This window comes from Parachryseolinea silvisoli, from assembly GCF_021190955.1.
Classification (GTDB): Bacteria; Bacteroidota; Bacteroidia; order Cytophagales; family Cyclobacteriaceae; genus Ohtaekwangia; species Ohtaekwangia silvisoli.
The window spans coordinates 211,888-231,631 of the sequence record NZ_JAIOAO010000006.1 but is presented as its reverse complement, the minus strand read 5'-3'; the positions used below and the strand labels follow the sequence as shown (position 1 = coordinate 231,631).

Sequence of the window (19,744 nt, the reverse complement as noted above, 5' to 3'; positions counted from 1 at the left end):
CTTTATTTCCAGTGCTGGATATTAGTTGAAGACCCAGCAGTAACTATTCGAGGACCTTTTTTAAATAGAAGGTCAGGGTGTCATCTGTTACCTTAAAGTTCATGCTGTTGAAGGGGATTTGTTGTGCTATATCCATCTTCTCTACTTTATAGACTTCGCAATTATCATTGTATTCGATCGTTAATTGTCCTTTGTGGTATGTTCTTTTCTCTACGGAGAAATGGTAGTCGGGACGACCACCCAGATATCGAATTTCAAAATACCCCAGGGAATCCGTTTTATACGGTCGCTTGTCAAAGATCACGGTTGCGTCTTTGATTGGCTTTTCGGTCTGGGCATCCAATACAAAACCACGATAGGAGATAAGATAATCGCAGGATGCCAGCGTTGCCAAAAGAAGGCAAGCTGTAATTGATTTAAGCGGGATGTCCATGGCCCCCTTTATTCGATAAACCCCTTCTGGTAACCCGGTTTCGTTTTGATAATATTTTTGTCATCTTACAGCCAAACTCATCATCATGTCTCTGCAAGAAGCACAAGAACGCGTGGATCAATGGATCACGACCACCGGCGTACGTTATTTCAACGAGCTTACGAATATGGCGATCCTTACGGAAGAGGTAGGCGAAGTGGCGCGCATCATGGCGCGGCGGTATGGCGAGCAGTCGGAGAAGGAGTCGGATAAAGGCAAGGACCTGGGCGATGAGATGGCCGATGTGCTGTGGGTGCTGATCTGCCTGGCAAACCAAACGGGGGTGAACCTAACGGACGCTTTTGAGAAGAATCTTGCCAAGAAGACCGTGCGCGATCAGGATCGACACAAGAACAATCCTAAGCTCCAGTAGCGTGTAACCCACGCGTATACAAAAGTGTGTCTATGTGCACTTGGTGCTGTCGAAAAAATAAGACAGATTCGTATACCTAATCAATACCTACTTATGGCCGAAAACCAGCGCTTCCTGGCCTTGGACGTCTTCCGGGGAATGACCGTTTGCTTTATGATCATTGTGAACTCTCCGGGCGACTGGAGCATTGCCTATCCGCCCTTGCTACACGCTACGTGGCATGGCTTTACGCCCACTGATCTTGTTTTTCCTTCGTTCCTGTTTGCTGTGGGCAATGCCATGGCGTTTGTGATGTATAAATATGCCGGGCAGGAGGGGAGTAGTTTGTTCTGGCGCAAGACGTTGAAGCGGTTTGCTATTATCTTCTTGCTGGGATTCCTGATGTATTGGTTCCCGTATGTAGACTTTCATACCTGGACGTTAAAGCCTTTTTCAGAAACGCGGATACTGGGGGTGTTGCAGCGTATTGCGATTTGTTACCTGATTGCCTCTATTGTGGTGTACCATGGTTCCAAGACCTTTGCTGTCGTTTTTAGTATTGTGGTGCTGCTGGCGTATTGGTTTCTTCTCTATGCGTTTGGCGATGCGGTTGATCCGTATAGCATGACGGGTTATGCGGGTAACGCGTTAGATAAATTGGTGTTAGGAGAAGCACATATGTATCATGGCGAAGGCGTAGCGTTCGAGCCGGAAGGAATCTTGAGTACGTTACCGTCGCTGGTGAATGTGATTGCGGGGTATCTGGCGGGGGACTTTATCAGGAAGAAGGGTGTGACGTATGAAACCCTGGCGAAACTGTTGATGGTGGGGGCTGTGTTGATCTTTGTGGCGTTGACGTGGAATATGGTGTTTCCGATCAATAAGAAGATCTGGACGAGCTCGTTTGTGTTGGTGACGGTGGGGTTGGATCTGTTGTTGATCCCGTTGTTGCTGTATGTGATTGAGATGATGCGGCGGACAAAGTGGACGGGGTTCTTTGTGGTGTTTGGGAAAAATCCACTGTTTATATATTTGCTGTCGGAGCTATTGTTGATTACGTTTTATCTGATTCCGGTGGGGCAGAGTAATGTCGTGGGATGGTTATTTCATGATGTGTTTGGGAGCTTTGCCAGTCCGATGAATGCTTCTTTCCTGTTTGCTTTCTTTTTTATGATGATTTGTTGGTCGGTGGGGTATCTGCTGGATCGGAGGAAGATTTATATACGCGTTTAACTTGCTTTTACCAGGAAGCCTTCTTTCAGAACGGGGACGACGTCATAGTGGTCGGGGGTGAGGCAGAAGCTGATGTCTTTATAAATATTAAGCTTGGCAAGGCGGCGGACGTGGCTGGCGTCTTTGAGGAAATCCATCATGTCGGTCTTGGCCTGGTTATATAGGTGTTGGGCCATGACGGGAGCGTCGCAGTCGGGTTCGATGTGTTCCTTTAGTATTTCGACGAGAGCCCCGGCAAAGAGGGTATCTTCCTGGTTTACTTTCCCTTTCCATCCAGCGCATACGACCAGTACGTTGTTGTCGCCTTCAAGCAAATAATTGGCTACGGCCGACAAGTTGAGGAAGGAGCCGATGATGATCTCGCGGGCCCCTTCGGATTTGGCAATAGCTTGCGTGCCGTTGGTGGTGGTGAAGGCAATCTTTTTGCCTTTCAGGTAATCTTCCATGTATTCAAACGGCGAGTTGCCCAGGTCGCAGCCTTCTACTTTTTTTCCATCACGTTCACCGGCAGTATAATATTCGTCCGACTTCATGGCTATGCAATCTTCTACCTTGGCAAAGGGCCTGATGCTGTGGATGCCGTGTGCCAGGGCCGTGGTCATGCAAGACGTGGCGCGGAAGATGTCCACGACGACTACGGTGCGGTCGTGTACATTATAGAGGTGCATCAGCTCGGGGCTAAGGCAGACGTCAATGGTTTTTGTCATACGTTTTATGGAAAAAATATGCCCCGGAGTTCCGGCGGGTAGGCCGGGCTCCGGGGCAGCAATATACGTTCATTTATCCGATCAGCGGGAGCTTGCTGACCTGTGCTTTCAGGGCTTTGCCGCGTACGTCGATGGCAATTTCGGTTCCGACGGCGGCGTTCGGGGTAGTGACATAGGCCAGGCCTACGCCAATGCCCAACAGGGGCGACATCGTGCCGGAGGTAACTTTACCGATCACGTTGCCCGCCGTATCTTTTACAGCGTAGTCGTGACGGGGTATGCCTTTCTCGGCCATCTTAAAGCCCACCAGTTTTTTGGTCACGCCGTCTTCTTTCTGCTTCTTCAGCGCGGCACTGTTGGTAAACTCTTTTGTGAACTTGGTGATCCAGCCCAGGCCTGCTTCCAGCGGCGACGTTGTGTCGTCGATGTCGTTGCCGTACAGGCAGAAGCCCATCTCCAGGCGCAGGGTGTCGCGGGCACCCAGGCCGATAGGTTTGATACCAAATTCGGCGCCGGCTTCAAAGATCGCCTTCCATATTTTCTCGGCGTATTGCTTGTGTACATAGATTTCAAAGCCACCCGCACCAGTATAACCGGTGTTGGAGATAATCGCGTCAGGCACGCCGGCAAATTCGCCGATGGCAAAGTGATAGTATTTGATGGCCGACAGGTCTGTCTTTGTAAGCTTCTGCAACGTGGCAGCGGCCTTAGGGCCTTGTACCGCAAACAGGCACGTGTCGTCGGAGATGTTTTTCATCTCTACACCTTTGGTATTATACTGACTGATCCAGTTCCAGTCTTTATCGATGTTGCCGGCGTTGACGACCAGCAGGTAATCGTTGTCTTTGATCTTATATACGATCAGGTCGTCTACGATGCCACCGGTCTCGTTGGGCAGGCAGGAGTATTGTGCCTGGCCGTCTATAAGCTTCGCGGCGTCGTTGCTTGTCACGCGCTGAATGAGGTCGAGGGCGTTGGGGCCTTTGAGGGTAAACTCACCCATGTGCGATACATCGAATACACCCACACCGTTGCGTACGGTCATGTGCTCTTCGATGTCGGAAGAATAACGGACGGGCATGTTAAAGCCTGCGAAGGGTACCATCTTACCACCCAGCGTTGCGTGGAGATCGTTAAGGGGAACATGTTTTATATCCATAGTGCTCGTTTAGGTGGCGCAAATGTAATTAAATCTTATTTCCATACACGTGTCAAACAAAAAGAGGCGTCCCCTAAAGGAGCCTCTTTATACGTGTTAATTTTAATTTTATACCGGTTGCGGATCAATGTATAGCTTCGGCTTTTGCGATGGCTTGCTGAATGTTTTCTTGCACCTTCTTTACCTTCTCCATTTCATTTTCCAGGTACTCGCGGGTCTTCTCTTCGTCCAGCGAGTCCGGTTGCGGGTTGAAGGCGCGCATCCATACCATCATGCCGTCGCTGGCAGAGTCCAGCTGGGTGATGGTCTGCTCTATTTCTTTTTTCTTGTCGTCGGCTACGCCGGTTTCCGACAGTTTCTTTTTGAGGCCTTCTTTCAACTTGTAGATATCGTTCATCCGGGGCATAACCTCGTCGTGTACTTTCATGACCTCTTCCCCCAGGGCCTGGTTCGGGCTGCCGTCAGCGGCGGGATGCTCGTGGTCATGGCCATGTTCGTGGTCATGGTCGTGCTCTTGATTTTTGGACCCGCAGGCACCTGCCAGCAGGGCGGAAACGAACAGGGCGGTTTTCAGGGTTGTGTTCATTTGGATATCGATTTTTGCCAAAAGTACAATTCCGGCGTGAATTTGCCTGTAACTGATTGACTAACAATCATTAGTTTCTTGAAAAGTTTGTAAAAGATGCTCCGTTCACTTTGATCTGCGAAAAAAATGCGTGTATCTTTGGAGCACATCAGCAGAGAAATGAACACAACTACATTCTTTTATTTTTACTACTACTTTTTTAGACCCCAAACGGGACTCTAAGAGTGGTGTTATTGTAAAAGAATAGCAAGATAACTCAGAAAGGTCCCGGTTAGCCGGGACTTTTTTTTTTGTGCTTGATTTCAGAGGCGATGGAAGGGAACAGATTACGTATATGGCCAAAAAGAAGAAATTAAAAATCGCAATTCAGGGTATCACAGCCAGCTTTCACGAGGTAGCCGCCTTCACGTATTTTACGGAGGCGATCGAAACCGTCGAGTGCCTTTCATTTCACCAGCTGTGCGAGAGCCTGAAGCATGGTTACAGCGACTATGCGGTGATGGCCATTGAAAACTCCATCGCGGGCAGCATTCTGCCGAACTACTTTTTATTGCAAGACTATCACTTCAGCATCATCGGCGAGCTGTACCTGCCCATCCACATGAACTTGCTGGCACTGCCCGGCACCAAGCTGAGCGACATTAAGACCATTGAGTCGCATCCCATGGCCATCCGCCAGTGTTCGGACTTCCTGCATTCTTTGAATGGTGTGGAAATCCGCGAGAGCGATGATACGGCGCTGTCGGCCCGTCGGGTGAAGGAGCTGAAGCTGAAAAACACAGCGGCTATTGCAAACGAATTTGCCGCTAAGAAATTCGGACTGCAGATTCTGGAAAAACGCATCGAGACGCACAAGAAGAATTTCACGCGTTTCCTGGTCCTGGCCAAACGAGCCGACCGCAAGATCGAAAGCAACAAGGCGTCTATGTGTTTTGAGGTAGCCAACGAGGTGGGAAGCCTGGCAGATGCGCTTACCACGTTTAAGGACAACCGTATTAACCTGACCAAAATCCAGTCGATTCCGATTATTGGCCGGCCAAGCGAATACTCCATTCACATTGATGTGGAGTGGCGCCGCCGCAAGAACTATGACGATGCCATGAGCGCCGTCATGCGGCAGGTAAAAAACCTGAATGTTTTGGGTGAGTATAAAAAAGCGAAGATCGAATACAAGTAGCCATAGAGAGCGTATGATACAGACAGCGAAACGAATTGCCAATGTGGAAGAGTACTACTTCAGCCGGAAGCTGGCCGAAGTACGCGGCCTTGACACGCCCGAGCTGCGCGTGATCAACCTGGGCATCGGCAGCCCCGACCAGGCGCCGTCTTCTGCCACGATCGATGCTTTGATTGCATCGGCGAAGAACCCTGCACACCACGGCTATCAGAACTATAAAGGTATACCTGCATTCCGCCAGGCGATTGCCGACTTCTATCGCAACGTATATACTACGACGCTGAACCCGGAGACGGAGATTCTGCCACTGATGGGCTCGAAGGAAGGCATCATGCACATCGCCATGGCCTTTGTGAACGAAGGTGACGAGGTACTGATCCCCAATCCGGGTTATCCTACGTATTCTTCGGTTGCTAACCTGGTAGGCGCCAAGCTGCGTCCCTATGCGTTGAAAGAATCATTAAACTGGGGCATTGACATTGCCGAGCTGGAGAAGAGTGATTTGTCGAAGGTAAAGGTCATGTGGGTGAACTTTCCGCATATGCCGACGGGCCGTGTTGCTTCACGCGAAGAGCTGAAGGCATTGGTAGACCTGGCGCGCAAGCACCAGTTCCTGATCGTAAACGACAATCCGTATAGCCTTATTCTGAACGACAACCCCATGAGCATCCTTTCCATTGAAGGTGCCGACGAGGTGGCGTTGGAATTAAACTCGCTGAGCAAGTCGCACAACATGGCGGGCTGGCGCTTAGGCTGGGTAGCGGGTAAGAAAGAGTTTATCGAGGCGGTGCTGAAAGTAAAAAGCAACATGGACTCGGGTATGTTCCTGGGCTTGCAACATGCAGCGACGGAAGCGCTGAAGAATGGCGATGCGTGGTTTAAGGAGCTGAACCAGGTGTACCGCCAACGCAAGCAGGTGGCTATACAGCTGTTGGATGTGTTGGGCTGTACGTATGCGGACCAATCGGGGTTGTTTGTATGGGCGAAAGCGCCCGACCACATCGCCGATGTTGAGAAATGGATTGACGAGATCTTATATGGCACGAAGGTGTTCATTACCCCGGGCTTTATTTTTGGTGAGGCCGGCCGCCGCTACATCCGCGTGTCGTTGTGCTGTACCGAGACCATGCTGCAAGAGGCATTGGAGCGTGTAAAGAGCTTTTTAAAGAAACAGGCTGCTGCGTCAGCCGCAACGACCGCGAAAGTATGAACGTAGCTGTAATAGGGTTAGGATTGATTGGCGGCTCGATGGCGCTAGACCTGCGACACGCCGGGCTGGCAACGTCGCTGACGGGTGTAGACGAGAATGCTGCGAACGGCGAACAGGCCGTGGCCCTGGGCCTGGTAGACCGTGTGTTGCCTGCAGACGTAGCGTTGCGCGAAGCTGACCTGGTGATTGTGGCGATACCGGTAAATGCTCTGGCAAAAACACTGCCGGCCGTGTTGGACTTGGTGAAGCCCGAGGCGGTCGTATTGGACGCAGGCTCTACCAAGAGCTCGATTTGCCGCGCGGTGGCAAACCACCCCAAGCGGGCGCAGTTTGTGGCTGCGCATCCCATCGCCGGTACGGAGAACTCCGGCCCGACAGCGGCCTTCCGTGGGTTGTTTCAGCGCAAGACCAATATCATCTGCGAGCAGGAGCGTTCTTCCGAGCATGCCCTGACCGTTGCACGCCGTGTATTCGACGCCCTGGAACTGAATACAATTTTTATGGAACCGGAGGAGCATGACAAACACGTAGCGTACGTGTCGCACCTCTCGCACGTCAGCTCGTTCTTGCTGGGACAGACCGTACTCGACATCGAGAAGGACGAGAAAAACATCTTCGCATTGGCGGGTAGTGGTTTTGCTTCCACGGTGCGGTTGGCGAAAAGCTCGCCGGCCATGTGGGCGCCGATCTTCGAGCAGAATCTCGATTACCTCAGCCAGGCTTTGCAAGAGTATATCATGCACCTGCAACGGTTTCACTATCATTTGCTAAAGCATGACACACAGGAGCTAAACCGTATCATGTCGGGCGCGAACGAGATCCGCCGCGTGCTGGACGGTATCGAACTCAAAACACAACAACAGACACAACAACAATCGCCATCATCTTCTACAGTAAAAATCTAACTACTCACCCATATGAAACATTCTTTGAAACTCGAATCGATCTCTTCCTGGTTGCCGACCGCCAGCAAACCCGTTATCATCAGCGGCCCTTGCAGCGCAGAAACAGAAGAGCAAACCATTGCCACTGCGAAGCAACTGGCGGCCACTGGTAAGGTCCACGCGCTGCGCGCAGGCATTTGGAAGCCCCGCACCCGGCCGGGCCAATACGAAGGCGCCGGCGAACCCGGTTTGCAATGGCTGGCAGCTGCTAAAAAAGAGACTGGTCTGCCGATCACGACCGAAGTGGCCAATGCCGCACACGTAGAGGCCGCGCTGAAAGCAGGTGTCGATATTCTGTGGGTGGGTGCCCGTACAACGGTAAATCCTTTCTCTGTGCAAGAAGTAGCCGATTCGCTGAAAGGCGTTGACATTCCGGTGATGGTCAAGAACCCCATCAACCCCGACCTCGAGCTATGGATCGGCGCGCTGGAGCGTTTGAACAAAGCTGGCATCACAAAACTGGCGGCTATTCACCGCGGTTTCTCCTCCTTCGAAAAAGGCCCCTTCCGCAACGCTCCCATGTGGGACATGAGCATCGAGCTGAAGACCCGTATTCCGGAGCTCGACATCATCTGCGACCCGAGCCACATTGCCGGCAACCGTGACCTGATCGCCCTGATCTCGCAAAAAGCGCTTGACCTTGACATGGCTGGTCTGATGATCGAAAGCCACATCAACCCGGATGCTGCGTGGAGCGACGCGAAACAACAAGTTACGCCGGCTGTATTGGGCAAGATCGTAGCAGACCTGGTCGTACGTACGGTTTCGTCTGACAGCAAGACTTTCAAAGATACCCTGAGCATCCTGCGCGAGCAGATTGACCAGTTGGATGATGAGATCATGTCGAAGCTTGCTTCGCGTATGAAGATCTCGGAGAAGATTGGTCAATACAAGAAGGAAAACAATGTGACCATCCTTCAGGTAAACCGCTGGGAGGAAATCATTCAGACCCGTATCACGCTGGGTAAAGCCATGGGCCTGAACCAGGACTTCACACAAGAGTTGCTGAAACTGATCCACAACGAGTCGATCCAGATTCAGACAGCCGTTATGAACAAGGTGGCTGAACGCGTGTAATTATTGTATTTATTATCGCCCAGGAAACTTGCGGTGCTGTGAAACTAACTCACAGCACCGTTGTTTTTTTCGTTGGAAAAATCGAACTTATACAAGAATCCTAAAACCTGCCGTGCCCTGATCTATTCCCTTGAGTATCATGGGCTATTCCCCGTACACCTGTTGTCGCGTCTCTGTTTATAGTACATGCTACGGACACTTTTGCAGTTACATCTGTGCGGGTGGCGGTATCTAGCGTCAGAACGAGGAGCTGTCGGTAGGTGCGATATTTTAGTAATGTAATTTATTAGTGACAGGTATAACTTCAACCTTTTCAGTTAGCTATATGGTAACTACCTATATCCTGGTGGCTCTTGGCAGCGCAATCTTTACCGGCTTGCTGGTGTATCTCTTTGGCGGAAAAAAGGCTCCGAAAAAGACTTCGCGCAGCGGTACAGAACCTGTGGCCGAATTAATTCCGTGGTCGCGTGTGAACGAATTTATCGAGCACGATCGCCAACGCATTTCCAGCGACCTGCACGACGAACTTGGTACCGTGTTGAGCCTGATACACTTAGACCTGGAATTGGTGATGCGCGAAGCCGATGCCTTGCCGCCGCACATCGAGGCGAAGCTCATAACAGTCAAGAAGAATCTCAACCTGACGATTGAAACCATCCGCAACATCATCTGGAATCTGTCTCCGGATTTTATCGAAGGCATGAGTCTGAACTTTGCCATTCGTGAGCTGTGCCATAAGCTGGACGCGATGAAGGGCACCCACGTACACTTTGTACAAAGCGGTACACCTGTACCGATTCAACAACGACAAAAGCTCAGCTTATTCCGCATGGTGCAGGAGCTTTTCTCCAATGCCATCAAACATTCCAATGCCTGGAACATTTCAGTACATATACATTGGGATAATGAAAACCTGACCATCACCGTAGAAGATGATGGCTCTGACTATCGCCGTCACGAGCACGAGCAAAAAACTTCCGGCATGGGTATGATCAACCTGTTGAAGCGGGCTAACAGCATCGGCGCTACGTTGCGTCGCGAAGATGTATCGCCCCGCGGGTTGCGCGTGATCATTGAGTTCAACCTGCAACAGCAGAAAGATACTACGTCCAACAAGTTCCCCGCTATGCCCACGGCGGCCGACGTGTTAACCTAACACACCATTCTCGTACGCATACGAGATCAGCTCCGCCACGTTGCGGGTCTTGGTCTTTTGTAGCATATCTTCGCGGTAGCTATTGATGGTATTCTCCTTCAACGCCAACCGTTCGGCAATTTCTTTGCTGGACTTACCCATTTTCAGGTATATCAATATGTCTGCTTCGCGTTTGCTGAACTGAATGGACGGAGCGGCAACAACGGCCTCTTCTTTCAGCAACGACGGGTGGATCATCGGAGTGATATATTGGCGATTGTCCAATACGGTTTCGATGGCTTTTTTGATCTCTTGCGACTCGCTGTTCTTGAGTAGGAAGCCGTGCACGCCCAGGCGTACCAGGTGGGTGATCATGCCTTCGCCATTGTATTGTGTCAAAACGATAATGCGCAGGTCGGGGTATTGCCGTAGCACCTGGCGGGCTACTTCTATGCCATTCATGCCGGGCATGCCGATGTCCAGCAATAGCAGGTTAAAACGATGCTCCTGGAGCATTTCCAGGGCTTCCGGGCCACTACCGGCCTGCCGCAGGTTTATATCGGGAAAAAGCCGGGTCAGCACAAGCGCCAATCCTTCGCGAAAAAGGGATTGGTCATCAACAGCAAGGATTGAAAGAGATTTCATGGTAACAGTCGGTAAAGGTTTCACAAAGTACTTTAAATTTGAAGAAAAAGACACACCTGATTTATCAGGTAGTCACCTGTCCGCTAAACGTCATTTTTAACGCTTCGAACGCTTCATGAAAAGTTTTTCCTGGAAGAAAATCGGCCTTGGTGTGGCTGTCATAGGCATTATTGCCTTTGGAATTTTCTATTTCACCACGTCAACCGGGTCTAAACCGGGCCCCAGTTATATCAACCCCGCTTTTGGCGAGTACATCTCGTCGTACACGGCGGGGGTCGTGTCGTCGGGTACGACGGTACGGATTGTCCTGGCTACCGACGTGGTTGACTCGTCACAGATTGGGCAGGAGAATCTCGCCAGGCTTTTTTCCTTTAGCCCGTCCATCGACGGTAAGACAGTCTGGCTCGACCGCCGCACGGTAGAGTTCCAGCCCGATAAGCGTTTGATCTCAGGCCAGATCTACGAAGTAAACTTTGCCCTGTCCAAGTTGGTGCCGGAGGTTGCAGCTGAGCTGAGCTCGTTTGCGTATACCTTCCAGGTTATGCCGCAGAACTTCGAGATCGGAGTTGACAATGTGAAGCCGTATGTCAAGACCGAGCTGAAGCGACAAAAAATTGAAGGCAACCTGTTCACCGCCGACTTTGCCGAAAAAGATGTGGTGGAAAAAATGCTGACGCCCCGTCAGGAGGGCAATACGCTAAAAATAACGTGGACACATAATCCCGATGGGAAGCAACATGCTTTTGTCGTGGAGGATGTAGCGCGGAAGGATCAGGCCAGCGAGGTAACATTGTCCGTGCAAGGTAAACCGCTGGGCATAGACCGCGATGAGGACAAGGTGGTAGAGATTCCTTCGCTGGGTGACTTCAAGCTCATGCAAGCCCGCGTGGTACAGCACCCTAACCAGTACGTTGTGTTGCAGTTCTCCGATCCCCTGAAAGAAAAGCAGGACCTGACGGGCCTTATCTCCATGGCCGAAGCGGGCACGCTGGACTTCGAGATCCGCGATAACGAGATCAATGTATATCCGCCGGTACGGCAGACAGGCTCCAAAGTGATTCGCATCGAAGCCGGTATTCGCAACATCCTGGACTATAAAATGAAAGATGCGACTACCACCGAAGTTGTATTCGAGCAGGTATCGCCGGCCGTACGCTTTACGGGTAAGGGCTCTATTCTGCCGAGCAGTGATGGAATGGTCCTGCCATTCGAGGCAGTAAACCTGAAGTCGGTAGATGTTACCATTTTCAAGATATTCGAACGTAACATCCTGCAGTTCCTGCAGGTGAATAACATTCAGGGCGGACAGGAGCTGCAACGCGTAGGACGGAAGATTCTAAAGACGACCGTGCAACTTGATAACGCCGGGGTTACCGACCTGGGCAAATGGAACCGGTATACACTCGACCTGTCGAAGTTGATCAACACCGAGCCAGGTGCCATCTACCAGGTGAAGATTTCATTTAAGAGGCCATACTCTACGTATACCTGTGAAGGTGGCGGAGAAGAGGAAGAGGTTGTGGACGAGAATGTCGGACAGTTTGAAGACGAGGAGTCCAACGGCTATTACGACGAAGAAGGCTCCTACTACGACGATTATTATTACTACGAAGACTACGACTGGGAAGAGCGCGACAACCCCTGCCACTCTTCGTACTATACCAACAGCCGCGCCATTACACGCAACGTGCTGGCGTCGGACCTGGGCATTACCGCCAAGCGGGGCGACGATGGCAACACACTGGTGTTTGTGAACGATCTGAAAACAACGCAGCCGCTGTCAGGCACACAGCTCGAGCTTTATGACTACCAACAGCAGTTGATAGGCTCTGCCACGACCGATGCGGATGGCAAAGCGACGATCCTCACCAAAGAAACGCCTTTTGCCCTGATAGCAAAGAATGGCCAACAACGCGGCTATCAAAAGCTGATGAATGGTGACGCGCTTTCGGTTAGTAACTTTGACGTAACGGGCGAAGTGATCCAGCGCGGTCTGAAAGGATTCCTGTATGGCGACCGTGGTGTGTGGCGCCCGGGGGACTCGCTGTACCTCACCTTCATTCTCGAAGACAAGAACAAACAATTGCCGGCTACACACCCCGTGGTATTTGAAATGCAGAACCCGCAAGGACAGGTGGTAAACCGCCTGGTACGGTCAGGCTCCGAGAACGGCTTCTATTCTTTTGCCACCGTCACCGCCTCCGATGCGCCTACGGGCAATTGGACGGGCCGCGTGAAAGTAGGCGGCACCGAGTTTACACAAACCTTGAAGATCGAAACGGTTAAACCCAACCGGCTCAAGATCAACCTCGACTTTGGCGCCGACAAGTTTACTTCTGCTACCGCCACGGGTAAGCTGGATGTAAAATGGCTGCATGGCGCGCCGGGCCGCAACCTGAAGGCCGAGTTCGATATGCTATTGCTAAAAGCACCGACAACCTTTGCCAAATATCCTGACTATGTCTTTGAAGACCCCGCCCGTGAGTTCTATAGCGAGGCCCAGCCTGTATTTGAAGGCATGACAGACGACGAGGGTAAAGCCACCGTCAATGTAAGTCTGGAATCGACATCGGCCGCCCCGGGTTTTCTCACGGCAGTCTTCCGTGGAAAGGTATTTGAAGAGAGCGGTAACTTCAGCACAGACCGGTTCAGTATTCCATACTATCCGTACGAATCGTACATCGGTATGAAGGCGCCCGAAGGCGAGAAGTATAGCGGCATTCTCTATTTCGACAAGCCGCATACATTCAACCTGGTAACATTGGATGAGACCGGTCAGGGGGTATCGCGCGATGATATCGAGGTGTCGGTGTATAAACTTGGCTGGCGCTGGTGGTGGGATAACTCGGAAGAGAGCATTGCCAACTATATAGAAGGATCCTACTCGAAGCTGGTCAAGAGCGGCAAGGCCAGGACCGTTGACGGCAAGGGTAACTGGACAATTGAAATGAAAATGGGTGAGTACGAGTACGGTCGTTACTTTGTGCGCGCCTGTGATCCCGTCTCAGGCCACTGCACGGGACAGATCATCTATGTCGACGAGCCGGGCTGGTATAGCCGCGCGCGCGACGATGACGATTCGCGTGGCGGTGCGACGATGCTTTCGTTCACCACGGACAAGACGAACTATAACATTGGCGAGAAAGTAAACATCACCATTCCCAGCAGTGCGCCGGGTGGCCGTGCGTTGGTAAGCCTCGAGAATGGCAGCCGCGTGCTGAAGACCTATTGGGTAGAGACGCAGCAAGGCGAGACCAAGTTCAGCTTCGATACTTCGCCCGACATGGCGCCGAATATTTACGTGCATGTATCGCTGTTACAACCGCACGCGCAAACGGTAAACGATCTGCCGATACGGTTGTATGGCGTGTCGTCCATTCGCGTGGAAGATCCCAAAACACACCTGGAGCCGGTTATCGCTATGCCCGACGAGCTCGAGCCGGGTAAGGAGGTCACGATCCGTATCTCCGAAAAGACAAACCGCAAAATGACGTATACTATTGCCGTGGTGGACGAAGGGTTGTTGGACATCACCCGCTTTAAAACACCCGACGCATGGGGCCGCTTCTATGCGCGCGAGGCATTAGGCGTTCGCACGTGGGATGTATTTGACGATGTGATGGGAGCCTTTGGCGCCCGGCTGGAACGCCTGCTGGCGATTGGCGGTGATGCCGAGCTGGCGGCCAAGGAGGACGACGCCCGCGCGAACCGTTTTAAACCGGTGGTGAAGTACTTCGGCCCGTATACCCTGAACAGTGGCACCAACAGTCATACGTTCGTCATGCCCCAATATATCGGGTCGGTTAAGACCATGGTGGTAGCGGGCTACGAAGGCGCTTACGGCAAAGCCGAGAAGGCGACGCCCGTACGCAAGCCGTTGATGGTGCTGGCTACGCTGCCGCGTGTGCTGGGGCCTGAAGAAACGGTTAAGCTGCCGATAACTTTGTTTACGCAGGAGAAGGGTATTAAGAATGTAAAAATAGAGGTGAAGGTGTCAGGTCCGCTGCGTTTGGCCGGTAATGCCAGTCAGTCGGTGGCGATGCCGGCAAGTGGTGATCTGACGGTAGATTTCGACCTGGCTGTAAAAGCAGAGGCCGGTATTGCGAAAGTAGAAGTGACGGCCAGTTCGGGTAAATTCCAGTCGACCGACGTGATTGAGATCGAGGTACGGAACCCGAACACACCAGTGACCAAGGTAACGGAATCGGTGTTGGAGGCCGGCAAGAGCTGGGCCGCCGACGCGGTGCCGTTTGGTATAACGGGTACGAATACGGCCCTCGTGGAGGTTTCAAACCTGCCGCCGATCAACCTGGGCAGTCGTTTGAAATACCTCATCCAATACCCGCACGGTTGTATCGAGCAGACAACGTCGTCGGTATTGCCGCAGCTCTACCTCGCGCAGGTGAAGGAGCTGACCGAGCTTGAAAAGAAAAATATCCAGCGCAACGTGACGGCGGGTATCGAGCGGTTGAAGTCTTTTATACAAAGCGATGGTGGTTTTGGCTACTGGCCTGGTCCGGCGGAACATTCTGACCCGTGGGGTACCACGTACGCCGGCCACTTCCTGGTAGATGCGGAGGCGAAAGGCTATTACGTGCCGGCCGATATGCTGAAGCGCTGGAAGAAGTACCAGAAAAACAAAGCGCAGGAATGGCGTCGCAACGACAACTACTATAACAACGACCTGATGCAGGCCTACCGCCTGTATACCCTGGCGTTGGCCGGTGCTCCGGAGATGGGGGCGATGAACCGACTGCGCGAGTTGGGCAACCTCAACACTACTGCTGCGTGGATGCTGGCGGCGGCTTACGCCAAGGCTGGTCAGCCGGAGGCTGCAACTAAACTGATTACCAATCTGACGACCACGGTGAAACCGTATCGTGAGCTGTCGTATAGCTATGGCTCGGACGTACGCGACAAAGCGCTGATCCTGGAAACGCTCGCGGCGCTGGGCGACAAGACCAAAGCCTTTGCCGTGCTGAAAGAAATATCGAAGTACCTGGGCGACTATGGCTATTGGATGAGCACGCAGGAGACGGCCTTCTGTCTGAAAGCCATTGGCGCTTTTGCCGGTATGGATAAACGCGGCGCGCTGAAGTTCTCGTATGTCCTCAACGGCAAGACTGTGCAGGCCAGCACCGAGCTGCCCGTGGCGCAGGTAGCCATCCCGCTGACGGGTTTGCGCAAGGAGAGTGTTAAAATCACCAACGAAAGCGGGGGAATGCTGTTTACACGGCTTATTATGGAAGGCACTCCGGCGCGCGGCGCGGAGGAAGATGCGCAGAGCAATCTGACCCTCAGCGTGCGGTATACCGACACCGATGGCAAAGAACTGGACGTAACGCGACTCGAACAGGGTACCGAGTTCCTGGCCGAGGTTAGCGTCCTCCACAACGGCACCCGCTCGTCGTATGAAAACCTGGCGCTGTCGCAAGTATTCCCGTCGGGCTGGGAAATCAATAACCTGCGCATTACTGACGACGAAGATCAGCTTGCCAATAGCGTCTTCCAATACCAGGATATTCGCGACGATCGGGTATATACTTATTTCGATCTTGCTGCCACCCAGCGCAAGACGTTCCACGTCAGTCTGACGGCCGGTTACGCCGGTTCGTATTATCTGCCGGCGGTCAATTGTGAGGCGATGTACGACAAGAGCATCTACGCCCGCAAAAAAGGGCAGGTGGTGGAGGTGGTAAAAGGATCACCGGCGCAATAGCCACAGCGATATTTCTATAGTATAAAGATCTCCGGGTAATTCCGGAGATTTTTTATTTCTAAGATACCGTACTTATCTATACCTTTCCGGGGAATGCAGTACAGGTCTCCTTTTTCTATTTTATACCTGACCGGTAATTTTCCAGCGTCCTGGGACGATACAGGCCTGTTACGGGTGCAAAAGCAGCTATTGCTTGAGCTCGAGCATCACGGTGGCGGCACGTTTTCAATAGGAGAAGAGGTATGGACGAAAGACGACATTCTCAAGTTGATCGATGCGCTACGCCCTGCCGAAGAGCGTATGTTTCACCAGTGGATCTACGAAAATCCCGCGCTTTTACTATTGCTGGAGCAGGGGCTTATATCCGACGATGGGCCACTGTACAATCCTGCCCTGACGGGCGACCCACGCTTTGAATCGTTTCAGGCATTTGTATCTCCTTATTTGGTGGAGTCGGTCGGCCGGGGGATGAGCCAGTCTTTTGTTCAACAGGATTTTGCTACGGTACGGCGGTTTCTCGAAGCGACCACGTTGTTGGTGCCCGCCCGCGCGGAGGAGATTCTGGCGCGGCTGATCCACATGCTAAAACCCCTTAGTCATGCGCCGGGACGTGTAACAACGGGTGAAGAGCCTTTTAATAGCCAGGCATTTAGGTATATCACACCGGACTTTATAGCGTTGCTCAATGCCTTGCCAGAAAGCGTTGCCGACTTTCGTGAATGGTTCAGTATTGAACTCATAAATATGCTGGTAAAAATAGGCATAACAGACATCGGTTTTTCCCACGGCGTATACAAATGCCTGCTGGCATTGCATTGTGAACCCGACGTGCGGGAAGTGTTGGTGGCCAATTATACGAACTTTCAAACGGAGGCGCCGGAGCTCGTGGTGGGCAAGGTATACAGCGACCTGGGTCGTGGCTGTGCGCGAACGGTTGCCTGGGTGCTCGGCATCATTATTGGCTTGTGTATACTGGTGTACGGCCTCATGAAGCTTTTTCATATTGATCCGCCAACCCCGAACACCCGCCCGCATGTCTTGCGTCGGGCCGAAGAAGAGATCCCTACCGTACAGGAAACCTATCGCGCGTATTGCAATCGCTTGCGAACCATCGTTCAAAAACAGTTGAATCCCTCCGGGGCCGACTCCATGCGCTATATATTGTTAACCAACCCCCAGGTAAACAATGAACATACCCTGTGGCACCACGCTGTGCCCGGCACGCATCTGTCGAACTATAAAGCTACTGCAGCCGTGCCGTTGACGATTGTAAATCAGTCTCCATACGACGCCGTATTGTTTGTTATGAGCGACTCGGCGTTATACAATGGGTTCCTATCCCGGGGAGATTCTTTGCGGACATCGATCAGCGTGCGCGACGACCTTGCCTTTTATGTGGGTAATGACTGGCAGTCACCCGGTAGTATGAAACGCGGTGTATATCCGTGGACCGATGTAAAAGCGCAGTACGGCATTTTTACCAACGTTGATACCACCACGTTGCTGCTGTTAAATAAAACGTATCATCTTCCGGCCAGCTCGGGTAAAAAGCCTTTACGTGTTTCGTTGACCGGTAACGGGGGGTTACAACTCATACCGGACAATGTATTATTACAAGAAATATCGCAAAAGAGCCCTTAAACACCTTATTTGGCAGGCCGGATAAACTTTACTTCCGGGTGAATTATCCTGCACGTAAGGTTTCGCCCGCAAATAGAATCCCGGGAAAGCGTGTTTGCGGTATCTTTCCGGCTCGTCAATCATGCAGTACCGATCGCCCATTCCCGTTTTGCAATATGCCGGAGCTCCGCAGGAGCAGCCCGATGTAAACAGCTTGCTTCGTATTCAGAAACGATTGTTGGTCGAGCTGGACCATGGCGGCACAGGCAGCTTACAGGTGGGAACACAATCGCTTACCAAAGACGACATCCTGACGTTGATCGAAGACCTGAAACAGCAACAGTCCTATCTGTTTCACCAGTGGATATATGACAACCCCCGCTTACTAGCCCTCTTGGAAAAGGGCACGGCGCCCGCAGCCGGCCCGTTATACGACCGCAACCTGAGCTATCGGGCGGAGTTCAGGCAGTTCAAGACTTTTATCTCACCCTACCTGGTACAGCCGGTAGGGAAGGGCATCAATCAAGCTTTTCTAAAACGGGACTTTGCAACGGCGCGTTCTTTCCTCTTAGCCCGCCACTTGCTGGAACCGACTTTCTTCGACAATACCTTTGGCAAACTGGGTCATTCGCTCAAGTCGCTGGCAGAGGAGATCAAACGCACGGAGAGGAAAGAGATAAACTTTGTAGCGGCTCACTATGATTTTGTGGATGGTACGTTTGTCGATTTCCTGAACGACCTCCCCGAGGCGCTTTCGCAGTACCGCGAGATGCTGGCCATTGCGCTTATCAACCTGTCGGTGGAGATACAACGTACGTATGCTGATTTTTGCCAGCGTATATACTCGTACCTTCAGGGACTCAATTGCAGCCCGGAGACGAAGCGGATCATCATGCAAAACCGCGCCATCTTTAACCGTCATCAGGAGAAGCAGGAGGCGACGTCAGGCAACAGTAGCTCAAAGTCCGGATGTGGCCCCATCATCGGCATCGCGTTTTTTATCATCACGCTGCTACGTGTTCTGATCAACTTAGCCGACGACGATGATCATGGCTACACAGGTCCCAACTTAAACCAGACCAGCATTCCCGGTACGAGCATCACGCCGTCAGAAATGGGGTATCAAACCTTTACCGCACGCATCAGGCGTATTGTAAAACGGCAGCTGACGGCCCACGGAAAAGATTCTATTGCCGAGGTAATCCGCCGGCAGCCCCGGTATGTTGCACCTGCGGACGTGCCGCTATATCCCGACTTCTGCGAACCACTGTTAAATTATCAGCCGCAAAATTCCAATCGCGCGGAACTGTCTAACAACTCTGACTATGACATCGTCGTCTTCCTGCGTAACCAGCAGACCACGTACGTGGTATATCTGGCGAAGGGACAAAAGGTAGAAACGAGGATGGTTATGCAGGACGTATTGTCATTCTACCCTGGCAATAACTGGTCGCATGATGTTACATTCAAAGCGAACCTGTTTATGCGCGCCGGTGTTGAGCGTACCGTACGGGGCGTATTTCTGTCGCCGGATTCTACAACGTTAGATTATCTAAAAAGATCTTACCAGTTCCTTGGAGGCGTGCCATCTCACAGTGTGATAGGCATTGCTTTTACGTCGGACACCAAAGGTAGCCTGCAAGTGATAGGATGCAACAATACACATTTTACTGAATACGAAGGCTTTGCCAAGTACAAGTAAGAACAG

The 19,744-nt window shown here is 51.9% G+C and carries 15 protein-coding genes; 10 read left to right on the top strand and 5 right to left on the bottom strand.

Annotated elements, in window-relative coordinates:
* Nucleotides 1-43 precede the first annotated feature (43 nt).
* Nucleotides 44-433 carry a hypothetical protein gene (locus K7P01_RS28455; protein ID WP_267297993.1) on the bottom strand — a complete coding sequence of 130 codons (390 nt, stop codon included), beginning with the start codon at nt 431-433 and terminating at the stop codon, nt 44-46.
* Nucleotides 434-518: 85 nt separating this feature from the next.
* Between K7P01_RS28455 and K7P01_RS28450 the strand changes: the two genes are divergently transcribed.
* Both K7P01_RS28450 and K7P01_RS28445 read left to right on the top strand, forming a co-directional pair.
* Nucleotides 519-845 (top strand): nucleotide pyrophosphohydrolase, encoded by a 327-nt coding sequence (locus tag K7P01_RS28450; protein WP_267297992.1) that lies wholly within the window; start codon nt 519-521, stop codon nt 843-845.
* A gap of 93 nt (nt 846-938) precedes the next feature.
* Nucleotides 939-2,057: an acyltransferase family protein gene (locus K7P01_RS28445; RefSeq protein WP_267297991.1), complete on the top strand. Its 1,119-nt coding sequence runs from the start codon at nt 939-941 to the stop codon at nt 2,055-2,057.
* Here K7P01_RS28445 and K7P01_RS28440 read toward each other — a convergent pair.
* From K7P01_RS28440 to K7P01_RS28430, 3 genes are all read right to left on the bottom strand, one after another.
* Nucleotides 2,054-2,764, bottom strand: coding sequence for a 2-phosphosulfolactate phosphatase (locus K7P01_RS28440; RefSeq protein ID WP_267297990.1), 711 nt, complete (start codon nt 2,762-2,764; stop codon nt 2,054-2,056). The genes K7P01_RS28445 and K7P01_RS28440 overlap by 4 nt on opposite strands.
* Before the next feature lie 73 nt (nt 2,765-2,837).
* Entirely contained in the window at nt 2,838-3,923 is a 1,086-nt protein-coding gene (gene gcvT / locus K7P01_RS28435; RefSeq protein WP_267297989.1) for a glycine cleavage system aminomethyltransferase GcvT, read from the bottom strand.
* 124 nt (nt 3,924-4,047) lie between these two features.
* Nucleotides 4,048-4,509 carry a hypothetical protein gene (locus K7P01_RS28430; protein WP_267297988.1) on the bottom strand — a complete coding sequence of 154 codons (462 nt, stop codon included), beginning with the start codon at nt 4,507-4,509 and terminating at the stop codon, nt 4,048-4,050.
* A gap of 334 nt (nt 4,510-4,843) precedes the next feature.
* On the opposite strand from K7P01_RS28430, the gene K7P01_RS28425 reads away from it, so the two are divergent.
* From K7P01_RS28425 to K7P01_RS28405, 5 genes are all read left to right on the top strand, one after another.
* A complete protein-coding gene (locus tag K7P01_RS28425; protein WP_267297987.1) occupies nt 4,844-5,686 on the top strand; it encodes a prephenate dehydratase in 843 nt (280 codons plus the stop codon).
* 13 nt (nt 5,687-5,699) lie between these two features.
* Nucleotides 5,700-6,896 (top strand): pyridoxal phosphate-dependent aminotransferase, encoded by a 1,197-nt coding sequence (locus tag K7P01_RS28420; RefSeq protein WP_267297986.1) that lies wholly within the window; start codon nt 5,700-5,702, stop codon nt 6,894-6,896.
* Nucleotides 6,893-7,801: a prephenate dehydrogenase gene (locus K7P01_RS28415; protein ID WP_267297985.1), complete on the top strand. Its 909-nt coding sequence runs from the start codon at nt 6,893-6,895 to the stop codon at nt 7,799-7,801. The genes K7P01_RS28420 and K7P01_RS28415 overlap by 4 nt, the downstream gene beginning before the upstream one ends.
* Nucleotides 7,802-7,813: 12 nt before the next feature.
* Nucleotides 7,814-8,917: a bifunctional 3-deoxy-7-phosphoheptulonate synthase/chorismate mutase type II gene (locus tag K7P01_RS28410; RefSeq protein WP_267297984.1), complete on the top strand. Its 1,104-nt coding sequence runs from the start codon at nt 7,814-7,816 to the stop codon at nt 8,915-8,917.
* Between the two features lie 325 nt (nt 8,918-9,242).
* The gene (locus tag K7P01_RS28405) at nt 9,243-10,073 is read left to right on the top strand and encodes a sensor histidine kinase (protein WP_267297983.1); all 831 of its coding nucleotides are present in this window, start codon (nt 9,243-9,245) and stop codon (nt 10,071-10,073) included.
* Here the strand turns inward: K7P01_RS28405 and K7P01_RS28400 are convergent.
* Complete coding sequence (locus K7P01_RS28400; RefSeq protein ID WP_267297982.1) at nt 10,065-10,697, bottom strand: response regulator transcription factor; 633 nt, start codon at nt 10,695-10,697, stop codon at nt 10,065-10,067. The two genes, K7P01_RS28405 and K7P01_RS28400, sit on opposite strands and share 9 nt — an antisense overlap.
* A 115-nt stretch (nt 10,698-10,812) precedes the next feature.
* Between K7P01_RS28400 and K7P01_RS28395 the strand changes: the two genes are divergently transcribed.
* The 3 genes from K7P01_RS28395 (at nt 10,813) to K7P01_RS28385 (ending at nt 19,738) form a co-directional block, all read left to right on the top strand.
* Complete coding sequence (locus K7P01_RS28395) at nt 10,813-16,416, top strand: alpha-2-macroglobulin family protein (protein WP_267297981.1); 5,604 nt, start codon at nt 10,813-10,815, stop codon at nt 16,414-16,416.
* 93 nt (nt 16,417-16,509) lie between these two features.
* Nucleotides 16,510-18,057, top strand: coding sequence for a hypothetical protein (locus K7P01_RS28390; protein ID WP_267297980.1), 1,548 nt, complete (start codon nt 16,510-16,512; stop codon nt 18,055-18,057).
* A 121-nt stretch (nt 18,058-18,178) separates the two neighbouring features.
* The gene (locus K7P01_RS28385; RefSeq protein WP_267297979.1) at nt 18,179-19,738 is read left to right on the top strand and encodes a hypothetical protein; all 1,560 of its coding nucleotides are present in this window, start codon (nt 18,179-18,181) and stop codon (nt 19,736-19,738) included.
* Nucleotides 19,739-19,744: the final 6 nt, after the last annotated feature.